Here is a 15,518-nt window from a genome sequence, read left to right as displayed (position 1 = left end):
TCCACCTGGTTTTCGGCAAACTTTTCGTTTTCTTAAAAATGACAATAATCATGACAGTGCATGACAGTTGGGCCTGACCGATGTTTTATTTTCGAATTCTAAAGAGTTGCTTCTATATAGAAAATTTAAAAAGTCATGAACGCTTTACTGGGTGTTATCTTTCATTTTATCGGTGGCTTTGCTTCGGGGAGTTTTTACATTCCCTACAAGAAAGTAAAAGGCTGGGCCTGGGAAACTTATTGGCTCGTAGGCGGATTGTTTTCCTGGCTGATCGTTCCTCCGGTAGCCGCATGGCTCACGATCCCCAACTTTGCAGAGATCATCAGCCAGGCAAGTGGCACGACACTGGGATTTGCATTCCTGTTCGGCTTGCTCTGGGGCATTGGCGGACTTACCTACGGTTTGGGTGTACGGTATCTCGGCGTGTCGCTGGGTAGCAGCATCATTCTCGGTCTGTGCATGGTTTTCGGCGCACTGATACCGGCCATTTATTACCAGTTCACACCTGCCGAGGGTAAGGATACAATTGGTTTGCTGACCGGAACCAATTGGGGGCAAACCGTGCTGGGTGGTTTACTGGTATGTGTGATCGGTATTATTATTTGCGGTAAGGCCGGCATGATGAAAGAAAAAGAACTGGCTGGCAGCAGTAGCGTCACTGCTGATCCGCATGCAGTAGGAAATGCTGATTCCGAAGCGCATCTTTCCGGTAAGGATGAGTATAAATTCGGGTTGGGAATTATCGTGGCGATTGTCTCCGGCGTGTTGAGCGCTTGCTTCAATTTTGGTATCGAAGCGGCCAAGCCGATGGCTGATACGGCCAACGAACTTTGGAAGGCGGCGCATCCTGGCCAGGGCGAGTTTTTATTTCAGAACAATGTTTCCTATATCATCATTTTGTGGGGCGGTCTCACCACCAACCTAATCTGGTGCCTGATATTAAATGCCCGCAATAAAACGTTCAAAGATTATACGAATAAAAAGACACCCATTCTTTCCAATATCATTTTTTGTGCATTGGCGGGCACTACCTGGTTTTTGCAATTCTTCTTTTACGGCATGGGAGAAAGCAAGATGGGCAACGGCCCAAGTTCGTGGATATTACACATGGCCTTTATCATTTTAATTGCCAATGTGTGGGGCCTGATATTAAAAGAATGGAAGGGGGTAAGTAAAAAAACGATGTTTACTGTGATCGCCGGTATTGTCGTTATTTTATTATCCGTGTTATTGGTTGGCTGGGGCAACTCGCTGAAATAGTGCTCATCGGAATAGGGGCAGCGCACAATAAAAAACATTTTAATAGTAACATCTTCTCCCGTCTCCTAACGAGGCGAAGTGAAGATGCGGTCAAATACAAAATATGGCAACAGAGACGAAGAATTTTAAGCATGTAAGTTATTTATGGGACGAAGCGAAAGCCGCTGAAATGGCGGGCGATGAGGTCGCATTGCTCATTTATCGTTCCAACCTATTAGGCGCCGATTTGCGCTTAACAAATTATGGCGGGGGGAATACCTCTTGTAAAGTGATGGCTAAAGATCCACTGACGGGGGATGAAACCGAAGTTATGTGGGTAAAAGGCAGCGGCGGAGATTTGGGAACCCTTACCAAAAGCGGCCTTGCGGCCTTATACGTAGACAAGCTGCGCAGCTTGAAAAATGTATACCGCGGGTTGGAATATGAAGATGAGATGGTCGAATTATTCAATCATTGTATTTATGATCTGAACTCCAAAGCGCCATCCATTGATACGCCTTTACACGGATTTTTGCCTTTCAGGCATATTGATCACTTGCATCCGGATGCAGCTATTGCCATAGCCGCAGCGAAGGATGGACAAAAGATCACAGAAGAATTATTCGGTGGTACAATTGGTTGGGTGCCCTGGCAGAAGCCCGGCTTCGAATTAGGCCTTATGCTCAAAAGATGTTTAGATGAAAACCCGGGCATACGGGGTATCATGTTAGGCTCGCATGGTTTATTCACCTGGGGGACCACGGCTTATGAAAGCTATATTAATACGCTTGAAGTAATCGAAAAATGTGCGGAATACATTGAGCAGCGTCTGGGAAAAAAAGGTCCCGTTTTCGGAGGCGAGAAGATAGCAGCCGTAGCAAAAGAAGATCGCCTGAAGAAGGCGGCCGCGTTGGCGCCCATACTCAGAGGGTTTTGTTCTTCAAAAGTAAAAATGATCGGTCATTTTACAGATGATGACCGCGTGCTGCAATATATCAATTCCAACGACCTGGAAAGATTAGCGCCTTTAGGCACATCATGCCCCGACCACTTTTTACGTACCAAGATCAGTCCGCTGGTGTTGAATCTCTCTCCGGATGAAAATCTGGATGATGTCGCGGCTATCAAAGAGAAGATCGCTCCGTTGTTTGAGGATTACCGTCAGATGTATGAGCAGTATTACAACACCTGCAAACATCCCAATAGTCCTGCGATCCGAGATGCGAACCCGGTAATCATTATTTATCCGGGTGTAGGTATGTTTGCTTTCGCCAAGGATAAACAAACGGCAAGAGTAGCCGCTGAATTTTATACGAACGCCATCAATGTGATGCGTGGCGCAGAAGCCATTTCAGAATATACTTCGCTGCCAAGGCAGGAAGCTTTCAATATCGAATACTGGTTGCTGGAGGAAGCCAAATTGCAACGCATGCCTAAGCCCAAACCTTTAAGTGGCCGCGTGGCTTTGATCACCGGTAGTGGTGGCGGAATCGGCAAGGCTATTGCTAAAAAGTTTTTGGAAGAAGGCGCTTGTGTGATCGTTAACGATATTAACGAAGAACGGATTAATGCCACAACCGCGGAGTTTCAAAAGTCTTTTGGTAAAGATGCTACTGCATCCGTGACATTGAATGTGACCGACGCAGCATCAATTGCTGCCGCACTCGAATACACAGCACTGGCATTTGGTGGTGTTGATATGGTGATCAATAACGCCGGCATCAGTATCTCCAAAAGCATCGCCGAACACTCGATCGAAGAGTGGGACCGGTTGTATGATATTTTAGTCAAAGGCCAGTTTATGGTTTCTAAGGAGGCTGTTAAGATCATGCGTAAACAAGATATTGGTGGTGACATTATTAACATCGTTTCCAAAAATTCCATTGTCGCGGGTCCGAACAATGCAGGCTATGGATCCGCAAAGGCAGCGCAAGCACACCTTTCCAGGCTCTTATCAGCCGAACTGGGCGGCGACAAGATCAGGGTCAATGCGGTAAACCCTGATGCGGTGATCTCTGATTCGAATATCTGGGCAGGTGGCTGGGCCGAAGGTCGTGCCAAAGCTTACGGTATTACTGTAGAAGAGTTGCCGGCTTATTACGCGAAGCGCACCTTGATGAATGAGATCATTTTGCCGGACGATATCGCCAATGCATGTTTTGTATTTGTAAGTGGCTTGCTCAATAAATCAACAGGTAATATATTAAATGTAGATGGTGGTGTAGCGCAGGCGTTCGTGAGATAGCAAAGGTAAAAAGCCTGCAAGGTTTTAAAAACCTAACAGGTCTTAATTGAAAATCGATTAAATAGTCTTCATATAGCAAAGCAACAAGGGTTGGTGGTTTTCCAATCGGCCGACCCGTTTTTTTGATTTTCAAATGCATTTTGTCTGACCCTGACCGGAACGTACAGGCTTGTGTCCCGGTCTGACAAAAGAACTGAGTCTGACGGCCTCTGTTCTGACACAAACGAGGAACCCGGTCTGACGGTCTCCGTCTGACACAAGAATGCAGGAGACTGCATGATTAAATATAGACAGAACGAAAGGATTCCGGCACGAAAGATCGGATCGGCGTCGCAAATTTGATAAGCCACGTTCTACAGGTGTGAATTAAAAATTATTAATAAATTGTATTAAATCCTGATTGATGATCTTACATAAATCGCAGATCGACACACATAACGAAAAAGGTTTAGCACGGCATCAAAAAGCTTTTGATTTTGTTTCCGGCGAATTGCCTTCAGCGGAAGCGATCATTAAAAAACTGATCGATTTCCAGGTAGCCATTCCATCCTGGGCCCTGGGCAGCGGAGGCACGCGGTTCGGACGTTTCAGCGGCGGCGGAGAGCCGGCGACTTTAGAAGAAAAAATCGAAGACATTGGTTTGCTGCATCAGCTGAATCGCAGCAGTGGTGCGATTTCCCTGCATATTCCCTGGGATATCCCCAAAGATGCGAAAGCCATCAAAAATCTTGCTGCAGATTTTGACCTGAAGTTCGACGCCATGAACTCCAATACCTTCCAGGATCAGAAAGGGCAGCAGCTGAGCTACAAGTTCGGCTCTATGCAGCATGTAGACAAAGCGGTTCGGCAGCAAGCGGTTGATCATAATATTGAAGTGATCAAATACGGACAGGAGCTGGGTTCTACATCGTTGACCGTCTGGTTGGCGGATGGATCCTCCTTCCCCGGGCAATTAAACTTCAGGAATGCCTTTAATAACACATTAGAAAGTTTACAGGCGGTATATGCCGCGTTGCCCGAAGACTGGAAGGTCTTTGTAGAATACAAAGCGTTTGAGCCTAATTTTTATTCTACCACGGTGGGCGATTGGGGACAGTCTCTTTTGTATGCGAATAAGCTGGGCGAGAGGGCATATACATTGGTTGATCTGGGCCACCATCTGCCCAATGCCAACATCGAGCAGATTGTTGCGCTGCTGCTCAACGAACAGAAGCTGGGTGGATTTCATTTTAATGACAGCAAGTATGGCGATGATGATTTGACTGTGGGAAGCGTTAAGCCATACCAGTTGTTCCTCATCTTCAAAGAACTTGTGGAAGGTATGGATGCGCGCGGCATGAATCATGCAACCGGTCTGGGATGGATGATCGATGCCAGTCATAATGTGAAAGATCCGTTAGAAGATCTGCTGCAAAGTGTGGAAGCGATTATGCTGGCCTATGCGCAGGCGTTACTAGTCGATCATCAAGCATTGACTGAAGCCCAATTGAATAATGACGTAGCCGGCGCGCAAGAGGTCTTGCAAAACGCATATCGCACTGATGTAAGGCCGCTGTTGGCGGAAGCAAGATTAAGATCTGGCGCGGCTTTGCAGCCACTGCAGTTATTCCGGGAAGAAAAGATCAGGCAGCAGCTGGTCGATCAAAGAGGAACTAATAACATAGCAACCGGGTTATAAACTTTAGCTGATTGTCATTAAGAACGAAACGGAGTGTAGCTCCCGTCGGAGGTGAATCTGCTTCAACAAATAGCGATCTTAATGTGGTGCTATAGGTTCCTCTTCATCGGTTCTGCCACGGGTGGGCACCCGTTTTGCTTGAAAAAAAACTTCGGTCTGAAGCGACGATGAATTATAAACCTCAAATCATAAATCTAAAATTCGATTGGTTCCTGTAATAGCCATATTTGATATTGGAAAGACCAATAAAAAGTTTTTTCTTTTTAACGAAGACTATAAAATTGTTGAAGAGGTCTCTGTCAACTTTGAAGAGATAGAAGATGAAGACGGTTTCGCGTGCGAAGACATCCATGCTCTGAAACGGTGGGTATTGGATACTTTGGATAAATACATTCTTAGTAACACCTATGACATCAAAGCTGTCAACTTCTCTGCTTACGGAGCAAGTTTTGTACACCTCGATGCGCATGATCATGTGGTGGCGCCTTTATACAATTATTTGAAGCCATATCCCGCCGCGGTGGAGGAGCGTTTTTATTCGACCTACGGCACCAAAGAAGAAGTTGCCTTACGTACGGCTTCGCCTGCATTGGGCAATCTTAATTCGGGTTTACAACTGTACGCATTAAAATACAACAAGCCGCGTCTTTTCGAAAAGGTGGCAACGTCGATCCACTTTCCGCAATTTTTAAGTTCATTGATCAGTGGAAAAAAATATTCAGACATAACCAGCATTGGTTGTCATACTGCGTTATGGGATTTCTCAAAATGTGATTATCATGAATGGGTAATAAAAGAAGGGATTGATCAAAAGCTTCCGCCGATTCATGCTTCGGATGAAGCGCTTAATATTTTCTATGGCGGCAAGCAACTAAAATGCGGCATTGGTTTGCATGACAGTTCCGCGGCTTTTATCCCCTACATTCAAAATGTAAAGGAAGGCTTCGTGCTCATTTCAACGGGAACCTGGTGCATCAGCATGAACGCCTTCAACGACTCGCCGCTTACCAGGGAAGAGTTAGAAAAAGACTGCCTTTGTTACATGACCTTTGAAGGCGGCACTGTGAAGTCTTCGAGATTATTTGCCGGCTATGCGCATGAACAAATCATCAAAAAGCTATCACAGCATTTTGTAGAGGTGCCTGATTATTTCGAGAAAATTGCCTATGATAAAAGTCTGCTCAAGGACGAAGCCGCGCTCAAAGATCTCCTGGATTTCGACGTCACCAATTATCATAGCTATGAAGAGGCTTATACCAACTTCATAAAGCAGGTTGTTATCGCCCAAAAACGATCCACTAATCTGGTCTACAACAACGCCAAAAAGATCTTTGTGGATGGGGGCTTCGCGAAGAACGAGACCTACATGCAATTGCTCGCCGAAGCCTATCCGCAAGCGGAAGTCTACGCTGCTTCTGTATCACAGGCCACCTCCCTCGGTGCTGCCATGGCCATCCACAAAGAATGGAACCATCTGGAGTTGCCGGATAATGTTATTAGTATGAGGAGGTATTGAGGGGAAGCATGGAAAGACGGTTTATAGGTATTGTGTTGCTGGAATGTTAATGCCAGCAGTTTAACCTTATACATTTACTTTCTACAAATCGATCCCCTCAAAAAAAATATTTGATTTTATTTTAATCCTGCCTTATCTTGTGCCGGTTCATGGTTAACAACAGTACATATACGAATGCATCCTTTGGTGTAGTTTCCACTACCACCACTACAACCATTATCACAACCCGTTAAGGGTTGTACTTTGTCATATCACCACCTTGGGCCCCGGGCCGTTTTCATCAACATTTTTGTTCATTATAATATAAATAAACCATGCAGGTTTTGAAATTTGGCGGCAGCTCTGTCTCTGACGCCGAAAATATCCAAAAAGTAGTCTCAATCATAAAGAACGCAGCCGGAAAAGGGCGCACCGTTGTAGTAGTTTCGGCTTTAGGCGGCATAACGGATATGTTGTTACAAGCGGCCGGTGAGGCGGCTACCGGTAATGAAGCCTATCGCAATATCATTGTCCAAATCGAAAAAAGGCATTTTGATGTGGTGAAAAGCCTCATCCCGGTGGCACATCAGAGCCAGCTGTTGAGCCTGGTAAAAACTTCGATCAATGAAATTGAGGATTTGTGCAGCGGTATCTTTTTATTGAGTGAGATCACCCCCCGCACCAAAGACCGATTGGCCAGCTATGGCGAAATGCTGTCTTCACAGATCATCGCCGGAAAGCTGAAGCTTGACGGTGCAGAGGCTCAATGGAAAGATGCGCGCGAACTGATCAGGACCGACAATAACTATACCCAGGCGCAAGTTGATTTTGAGAATACCCATCATCTCATCAACAACTTTATCGACACGACGTCCGGGCAGCTCTTTGTAATTCCTGGCTTTATAGCGAGCAGCCGTGAAGGCATCACGACGACTCTTGGGCGAGGTGGCTCCGACTACACTGCCGCCATTATCGCGGCCGCTGTCAATGCTTCTGTACTGGAAATATGGACCGACGTTAGCGGGATGATGACCGCCGATCCGCGGCTGGCGGCCAATGCAAAAGTAATTCCGCAGATTTCATATGGAGAAGCCATGGAGTTGTCTCACTTCGGCGCCAAAGTGATTTACCCGCCGACGCTGCAGCCGGTAATGAACAGGAATATCCCTGTGTGGATCAAGAACACTTTTGCTCCGGAGGATGAGGGTACACTCGTGGTCAATCATAATCAGTCACACAAAGCCAGCGAGAAAAATTTTATCCGCGGTATTTCCAGTATTAATAATCTGGCTTTGCTTAGCCTGGAAGGAAGTGGAATGATCGGTATTCCCGGCTTTTCCAAAAGATTGTTCGAAGCATTGAGCAATGAGCAGATCAATGTCATCCTGATTACGCAAAGTTCATCGGAACATTCTATTTGCGTGGCCGTGGACGCTGCCAGGGCAGGTGCTGCGAAAAGCGCCATAGACAATGCTTTTGCCGGCGAACTGGCACTTCAGAAGGTAGAGCCATTAAAGGTGGAAGCCGATCTCTCTATCGTAGCGCTGGTGGGCGAGCAGATGAAAAGCCATCCCGGTGTCAGCGGCCGTATGTTCAGTGCATTAGGACGGAATGGGATCAATGTAAGGGCTATCGCTCAAGGTTCCTCAGAAAAAAATATCAGTGCTGTTGTGGCTACCGCCGATGTGCGTAAAGCGATCAATGTGTTGCACGAGGATTTCTTCGAGACGACTTTCAAGCAGGTGCATCTGTTTATTACAGGGGTGGGAAATGTAGGCTCCAAGCTCCTGCAGCAAATTCAAAAACAATTGAACTCCTTGCAGCGACACCTGAAAATCAAAATAAATGTAGTGGGTCTGAGCAATAGTCGTCAGATGCTTTTTAACGAGAAGGGTATCGACTTGCACAACTGGGAAGAAGCTTTGAAAAACGGTGAAAAAGCATCCCTGTCAGAATTTGTCAGTAATGTAGTAGAAAGAAACTTGCGCAATTCTATTTTCGTTGACATTACTGCTAATGCAGAGGTGGCGGCCGTATATGAGCAGCTGCTGCAAAAAAGTGTATCCGTCGTGGCCTGTAACAAGATCGCTGCGTCATCAGAATACCAGCATTACCGCCAGCTGAAAAATCTGGCCGGTGAATATAATTGCCGCTTCTTATTTGAAACCAACGTCGGTGCAGGTTTGCCGGTGATCGGTACTTTAAACGACCTGGTTCACAGTGGTGATGAGGTGAAAAAGATAGAGGCCGTGTTAAGCGGCACGCTGAATTTTGTTTTCAATCATTATGACGGCAGCAGGCCATTTTCAGAAGTGGTAAGGCAGGCGCAGGAAGAAGGGTATACAGAACCCGATCCGCGTCTCGACCTCAGTGGTACTGACGTGATGCGAAAAATATTGATCCTGGCAAGGGAGGCTGGCTACGAGATGGATATGGAAGATATAGAGAATCATGGATTCTTACCAGAGGAATGTATGCAGGGAGATGTGCCGGCTTTTTATGATTGTATGTTGCGTCACGAAGATCATTTTAAGGAGATACTCGATGCGGCCAACGGGGATCACTGCAAGTTAAAATTTGTGGCCACTTTCAATGAAGGGAAGGCTTCCGTGGGTTTGCAACATATCAGTCCTGAAAACGATCTGTATCATTTGTACGGAAAAGACAATGTGGTGCTGTTTTACACTTCCCGTTATCCGGAGCAACCATTGGTGATCAAAGGTGCGGGCGCGGGCGCAGATGTAACAGCAAGCGGCGTTTTTGCAGATATCGTAAGAGCAGCGGTATAAAAACTGTCTATGGTCCATCGACTGTGGTCTGTAGACGTCAAATCAAATTAAAATGAAAATAAAAATAAAATCGCCCGGAACAGTTGCCAACCTGGTTTGCGGGTTTGATATACTGGGACTGGCCCTAAAGGAACCGTACGACATTATGGAATTTGAGCTGATCGATCAGCCTGGTGTCGTGATTGAAAACCGGGACGCATTCAATTTGCCTACCGAGCCGGAAAAGAATGTTGCCGGCGTGGTGTTGCTGGCGGCCCTGGACAAAGCGGGGATCAATAAAGGGATCAAGGTGACCATCGAGAAACACATAAAACCTGGTAGCGGGCTGGGTTCCAGTGCAGCGAGTGCAGCCGGCGCGGCGGTAGGCGCTAATAAACTGCTCGGTGATATTTTTTCTACTGACGATCTTGTACAGCTTGCCATGATTGGTGAGAAGTTGGCAACAGGGGTCAAGCATGCGGACAATATCACTCCTTGCATATTGGGTGGCATTACATTGATCCGCTCCATACACCCGCTGGATATTGTACCCATTGCCAGTCCCGACCTTTTCGTGACCGTCGTACATCCTCAAATTGAAGTACGGACTGCGGACGCACGACAGATCTTGCGGAAACAGGTGTATTTGAAAGATGCCATCAAGCAATGGGGAAACATTGCAGGCCTGGTAGCCGGATTCATGAGTAATGATCGTGCATTGATCAGCCGGTCGCTGGAAGATGTCATTATTGAGCCCGTGCGCAGTATTTTGATTCCTGCATTCGACGAAGTGAAGCACAGATGCAGGGAAGCCGGAGCGCTCGGCGGTGGTATCTCCGGTTCAGGCCCTTCTATTTTTATGCTCAGCGAAACGGCAGCCGTAGCTGAGAATGTAGGCGCCATCATGAAAAGCATATATGATGGAATAGGTATCGACAATTATGTGTATGTAACTACTATTAATAAGAGCGGAGTGGAGGAGATAGCTGATAGCCGATAGTGCGTGGACAATACTACAACTTTCAACCCTGTTCAACTTTCAACAATCTTCAACCTTTCACAACATTCAACCTCTCAAATGAATTATTATAGCCTTAATCAACAATCGCCGGTGGTGTCTTTTAAAGAAGCCACTATTTTAGGCCAGGCGCCGGATAAGGGACTGTATTACCCGGAACGGCTGCCGCAGGTGGCGCCATCGCTGATTGCGAACATTGAATCGATCTCCGACGTGGACATAGCATTCCAGGTGATGAAGCCTTATGTGGCCGGGTCATTGACTGATCAAGAGTTATACCAGATCGTAAAGGAAACCATCAGCTTTTCTGTTCCGCTTCAACCCATTTCTGAAAGTATCCAATCACTCGAACTTTTTCATGGTCCGACCCTTGCTTTTAAAGACGTAGGCGCGAGGTTCATGAGTCGTTGCCTGGGCCATTTTCTAAAAGGGGAAGATAGGAAGGTGACGGTATTGGTGGCTACTTCAGGCGATACCGGCGGCGCAGTAGCCAATGGCTTTTACGGTGTGGAGCATGTGGATGTGGTGATACTGTATCCTAAGGGTCGCGTAAGTCCTGTGCAGGAAAAACAATTAACTACACTGGGAAAGAATATCACTGCTTTGGAGGTAGAAGGAAGTTTCGACGATTGTCAGCGCTTAGTGAAACAGGCGTTTGCAGATAAGGAAATCAACGGTCAGCAATTTTTAACCTCGGCAAATTCTATCAACGTCGCACGTTGGTTGCCCCAGCAGATCTATTATTTCCTGGCCTACAAGCAATGGAAGAATAAGAATGTGAAGCCTGTGGTAGCAGTGCCGAGCGGTAATTTCGGGAATATTTGTGCCGGCATTTTAGCAAAAGTAACGGGGTTGCCGTTGGGTCATTTCATTGCTGCCTGTAATGTAAATGATATTGTATCAGACTATCTGCAAACCCAGGAACTGACGCCCAGAGAGGCGGTAGCGACTTTATCCAACGCAATGGATGTCGGAAACCCCAGCAACTTTGTGCGGATCATCGAGTTGTTCAGGAAACAGTTTCCTGAATTGAAAAAAAACCTCTCTGCAGATACCGTTACGGATGAGCAAACCGTAGCCACCATTCAAAAGGTATTCGAAAAGTTTCAGTATACACTGGACCCGCATGGTGCTGTGGCTTACACCGCCCTGGAGCGTTACCTGGATGCTGCAGCCGGCAGCAACCCAGGTGGCTTTATCCTCGAAACAGCACATCCGGTAAAATTTCCGGACGCAGTGGAAACTGCCACCGGGCAACAGGTGTCTGTGCCAGACGTGTTGGAGGAAATGATGAATCGCGAAAAGCATTCAATCCTCATTCCTCCGGATTTTGAGGCCTTGAAGTCTTTCCTGATGGAACGATAATACCGTTGTGAAATGGATGGGCTTCGTAAACAGACTGTTAAAGCTTGCTTGTGGTACATGATTTGATCTTTGCAATTAAGGTAAATAAATTTACCTTGTCGCCCTCATGCACGAATTGGAACCATTTTATAATTGGCAGCACATTTATGTGAGTGAAGAAGACGATCGGTCTCCTTTCTATGGGGCGGAGCATTCGCAATTTGAATACACCGACACGATCTACAATTACTATATCCACCCGCAGTGGGATTTTTTTGGAAGCAAGACCGTTTACTTAAAAGTATTGATGGCAGATTATGACGAAGGGTATGCCATTATTGAAATGATCGGGGAGTGGAATGATGCTGTGGAAAATGACATCATGACGCTCAAGCGCGATGTGCTCGAAGCATTTATGACGGAGGGTATTTACAAGTTCGTCTTGATAGGAGAGAACGTCCTGAATTTTCACAGCGGTGACAAAGATTACTACGAGGAGCTGCACGAAGAACTTTCCGATCAGGACGGATGGATCGTTTGTTTAAATATGCCAGAGCAAACGCAATATGAATTTAAACAAGCTAAGCTCAACCAGTTTGTTGAGCTCATGGAACTTATAAACTGGCGTGTTTATAAGCCCTATCACTTATTCAAAAAGATCGACGACCAGTTAGCCGCCCGGCTCGACTTTCCTAAAAGTTGAGAACAATTGTCTCCGTTGCAGGATCACCAGGATCAGGCAAGCCAGCCAGACACCGATTGCCATGTAGAAAAGCATGCCGCCATCTCCCAACACTTCGATACCCAGGTCAGTCAGGTGAAAATAGATCGCTCCCGACAAGACGCCCAGTCCCAGCAGTGCCCCAAATACCGACGTGCGCGGTATCAGCAACAGCACGGCGGCTATTAATTCAACAACTCCTGTGGCGTACCGTCCGTAAGGTTCCAGTCCGATGGTTTCAAAAATGTACATCGTTTCTTCTGTGCCACGGAATTTATGCATGATCACAGTATTGACTAGTATAAATGCTACCGCAATACGCAGCAGCCAGATAATTATTTTCATGGTACTCGTTTTTATGTTACAATTGTTTCGGTGAATCAAGTAGCAGTAAGCCCGGTATAAGTCGTCTGATAAACGCCAGGACAAGATGGCGCGTTTTGGCTGCGACCTTGAGGCTTGACTATACCGGTAATATAAGTAAATTTTTTTAAATAACTAACTATTGTTGGAAATCGTCAGATCCCGAAGAGATGTTCCTGGCTGTCTTTCCTGAAATTCTTTTCGTTCCCAGGTCGGATCGTCATGGATGTTATTAATTAACCTGAATAGTTTTCAGGTAATCCTTATATTTTTTACGCAGCTTGAAATATTCACTGAGGGTCATGTAAGGTATTTGCTCATTTCGATGCAGATAAGAAGCCACACGGGAAAGTGCATTCCAATGACGGAGAATCACCTTCCAGACTTTCAGCAGAGGCATACCCGGATCGTAAATATGCGTGGGATCTGCGCCGCTTCCGTTGAGCTCCACAATCGCGAAATTCCTGCCTTGTGCGAAATCTTCCCAGGTATCGAATTTGATGTCAAGCCTGCCGTAGTAAAAGCCGGGAATAGCGCAACAGATCTCATTCATCAGGCGTTCCAGTTCAGGAGAATTCTTAAAAGTATAGTCATAAAATTTCGCGCCTCTTGCATGGTTGCCGTAACTAAGCAAGTCAATCTTTTCGCCCACTGCCGGTACTTTCCGAAGTAGTTCGGGTGATAGTTTTTCGATACTTTCTTTTTGCATCGCGTACCGGATATTGCTGTAGGCCAGCTCCCTGACGCTGAGACGTCCGTCACCCGTCACGAAGGGCAATTCCTTGTAAACAATGCCGCTCACAATGCCCTTTGGCTCGTCAGGCATCCTTATAAAAAAGACACCGGCTTCATTTTCATAAGGAATCAGTTCCTGGATCAGGTAGGGAACGGTCCTCAGGGAATGATACGTGGCAAGGTCTGGCAGGTTATGTATTTTTTTTACTCCGGTACCTTTCTCGCCAATATCCGGCTTGGCAAAAAAAGGATATTGGATGTTGTGCTGCTCCATTAATGAAACAACTTCTTCCAGGCTCATTTTGCCCGGTTGTATTAACACGACGCGGGGTGTGCAAAAGGGGGGTAAGATTTCCTGGATCTTACTCTTTCGTTCCAAAAAGATCCCGCTGTATTCAATGCCCGGATTAGCGGCCGATAAAAACAAAAGTGACCGCGACCGAATGCTGTAATAGATCCACGCCGGAACCAGGGGTATATAAATGATAAAGGACGGCCAATATTCCTTATTCAGCAATTTGTGTAGAAAAATTTGTAGCCGTGTATGCATGGGTGTGGGTTCACTTTTAATCAATCAAGGTGCTTTAGAAGGACAATACCTGGTCTTCTTTGTTTATCAAATCGAAATAGTGTAGCTGGTTTCCCGAACCTGTCAATGCAATATGACTAATGCTTACCGTTTGCATTTTTTGTTCAGGGCGGCTCATGTTGATCGCTATGGTCGGGTCGGCTGTGCCGCCGCTTTGATGAAACCTCAGAATATCCTGCTCTTTCGGCATTTCAGTCTGTCGCAGCCAGCTGCTAAACCACTCCTGTCGGGTGTTCGTTTGCTCGGCGTTGTAAAGGGTGCAGGAAGACCAGATATGATCTTCATCCGCATCTTTCAAAATAATCTCCTTGTCCTGGCCGTCCCACCGGCATTGAAAAAGCTTTCGTTGATGGTCGAGAATAATCAGTGTGAAGGGCTCGATTCCTGATAAGTCTATAGCATTAAAGTTGTCTGGCATGGATGGTCCGGCATTCATAATGTCCAGCATAACCAGGCCGCGACTACGACGATAGGGAGGGGTAACGGAGTGTGCGACTTTCGCGCCATTGAGCAGAATGCAGATGTTACCATTCTCGTGAATGCCCAGCCAGGTGCCGCCAGCCGTGGCATCTTTCGGGAACAATATTTTATGCTGCTGCACGTTATGCCAACGCGGCATTTCAGCAGGTGGCCGTTTTAAAGATTCATCCCTGTTCGACGTAAAAAATATATCGTTGCCTCTCTTAATGTAGGTTACTGTGCACATGTATTCTTATAACTGATGGTGCTGGGCGCAACGCCAAAATGTTCATCTTCGATAATAATATCAATCGAGCGGAGGCCTGTTTTGATTAATGCCATATGATGTATGGAGTGTTCAATCTGATAAAGCAACTCCCGCGGGTAATTAGAGTCCACCAGCATGCTGTGGCAGGCTACGCGAAGAGGGCGATCGTAAGTGACGGTTTCTATATCGGAACAGATCTGGTCGATCTGGGAGCAGGCGAAAGCCGCATCCGTTTCAATTTGCAGGTTTCGCTCTCTCGCATCATAATCCACCGGGGTGCCGGTTTGAATGGCTTTGAGCAAACACAAATACATCTCTATGATATGCCGTGCATGCATGCCTACTGTGGCGTCGTACATAATAGCTATCCGTTGGGTGTACGTGTTATCGTCCAGTGTCTGAATAGCGGATTGTAATTTTCTGAGCTGCTCCGTAGCGGCTCCGCATATATGTTGCAATGTCGGATTCAATTTCATTTGATAATAGCTAAAATTAAAACAGTGAAACCCATTTATTTATTCTCAATATAGGAACAATAAATCGGTTGTATTATTTCTGGTCTTTTATTTTTTTCGATACCGCGTTGAAGTTGCAGA

12 protein-coding genes are annotated in these 15,518 nt (G+C 46.2%); 8 read left to right on the top strand and 4 right to left on the bottom strand.

Going from position 1 to position 15,518, the window contains the following annotated elements:
* Positions 1-135: 135 nt before the first annotated feature.
* From rhaT to ACU37H_RS06835, 8 genes are all read left to right on the top strand, one after another.
* Positions 136-1,260, top strand: a complete 1,125-nt coding sequence (rhaT, locus tag ACU37H_RS06870) for an L-rhamnose/proton symporter RhaT (RefSeq protein ID WP_472702273.1) — start codon at positions 136-138, stop codon at positions 1,258-1,260.
* A gap of 103 nt (positions 1,261-1,363) precedes the next feature.
* Positions 1,364-3,484 (top strand): bifunctional aldolase/short-chain dehydrogenase, encoded by a 2,121-nt coding sequence (locus ACU37H_RS06865; protein ID WP_472702274.1) that lies wholly within the window; start codon positions 1,364-1,366, stop codon positions 3,482-3,484.
* Between the two features lie 403 nt (positions 3,485-3,887).
* Positions 3,888-5,162, top strand: a complete 1,275-nt coding sequence (locus ACU37H_RS06860) for a sugar isomerase (protein ID WP_472702275.1) — start codon at positions 3,888-3,890, stop codon at positions 5,160-5,162.
* 205 nt (positions 5,163-5,367) lie between these two features.
* Positions 5,368-6,678, top strand: coding sequence for an FGGY-family carbohydrate kinase (locus ACU37H_RS06855; RefSeq protein WP_472702276.1), 1,311 nt, complete (start codon positions 5,368-5,370; stop codon positions 6,676-6,678).
* 314 nt (positions 6,679-6,992) lie between these two features.
* Positions 6,993-9,446 carry a bifunctional aspartate kinase/homoserine dehydrogenase I gene (thrA, locus tag ACU37H_RS06850; protein WP_472702277.1) on the top strand — a complete coding sequence of 818 codons (2,454 nt, stop codon included), beginning with the start codon at positions 6,993-6,995 and terminating at the stop codon, positions 9,444-9,446.
* A 52-nt stretch (positions 9,447-9,498) separates the two neighbouring features.
* Positions 9,499-10,425, top strand: coding sequence for a homoserine kinase (locus ACU37H_RS06845; protein ID WP_472702278.1), 927 nt, complete (start codon positions 9,499-9,501; stop codon positions 10,423-10,425).
* A gap of 78 nt (positions 10,426-10,503) precedes the next feature.
* Positions 10,504-11,808, top strand: a complete 1,305-nt coding sequence (gene thrC / locus ACU37H_RS06840) for a threonine synthase (protein WP_472702279.1) — start codon at positions 10,504-10,506, stop codon at positions 11,806-11,808.
* Between the two features lie 106 nt (positions 11,809-11,914).
* The gene (locus ACU37H_RS06835; protein ID WP_472702280.1) at positions 11,915-12,490 is read left to right on the top strand and encodes a hypothetical protein; all 576 of its coding nucleotides are present in this window, start codon (positions 11,915-11,917) and stop codon (positions 12,488-12,490) included.
* On the opposite strand, the gene ACU37H_RS06830 is transcribed toward ACU37H_RS06835, so the two are convergent.
* The 4 genes from ACU37H_RS06830 to ACU37H_RS06815 form a co-directional block, all read right to left on the bottom strand.
* A complete protein-coding gene (locus ACU37H_RS06830; protein ID WP_472702281.1) occupies positions 12,458-12,853 on the bottom strand; it encodes a DoxX family protein in 396 nt (131 codons plus the stop codon). The two genes, ACU37H_RS06835 and ACU37H_RS06830, sit on opposite strands and share 33 nt — an antisense overlap.
* A 250-nt stretch (positions 12,854-13,103) precedes the next feature.
* Positions 13,104-14,156: an ATP-grasp domain-containing protein gene (locus ACU37H_RS06825; RefSeq protein ID WP_472702282.1), complete on the bottom strand. Its 1,053-nt coding sequence runs from the start codon at positions 14,154-14,156 to the stop codon at positions 13,104-13,106.
* A gap of 34 nt (positions 14,157-14,190) precedes the next feature.
* Positions 14,191-14,814 carry an NRDE family protein gene (locus ACU37H_RS06820; RefSeq protein WP_494407594.1) on the bottom strand — a complete coding sequence of 208 codons (624 nt, stop codon included), beginning with the start codon at positions 14,812-14,814 and terminating at the stop codon, positions 14,191-14,193.
* Positions 14,815-14,888: 74 nt separating this feature from the next.
* Positions 14,889-15,398 carry a hypothetical protein gene (locus ACU37H_RS06815; RefSeq protein WP_472702284.1) on the bottom strand — a complete coding sequence of 170 codons (510 nt, stop codon included), beginning with the start codon at positions 15,396-15,398 and terminating at the stop codon, positions 14,889-14,891.
* Between the last annotated feature and the right edge of the window lie 120 nt (positions 15,399-15,518).

Source organism: Niabella sp. ZPM-14, from assembly GCF_055693045.2.
This window is presented reverse-complemented; position numbering and strand designations above follow the sequence as displayed.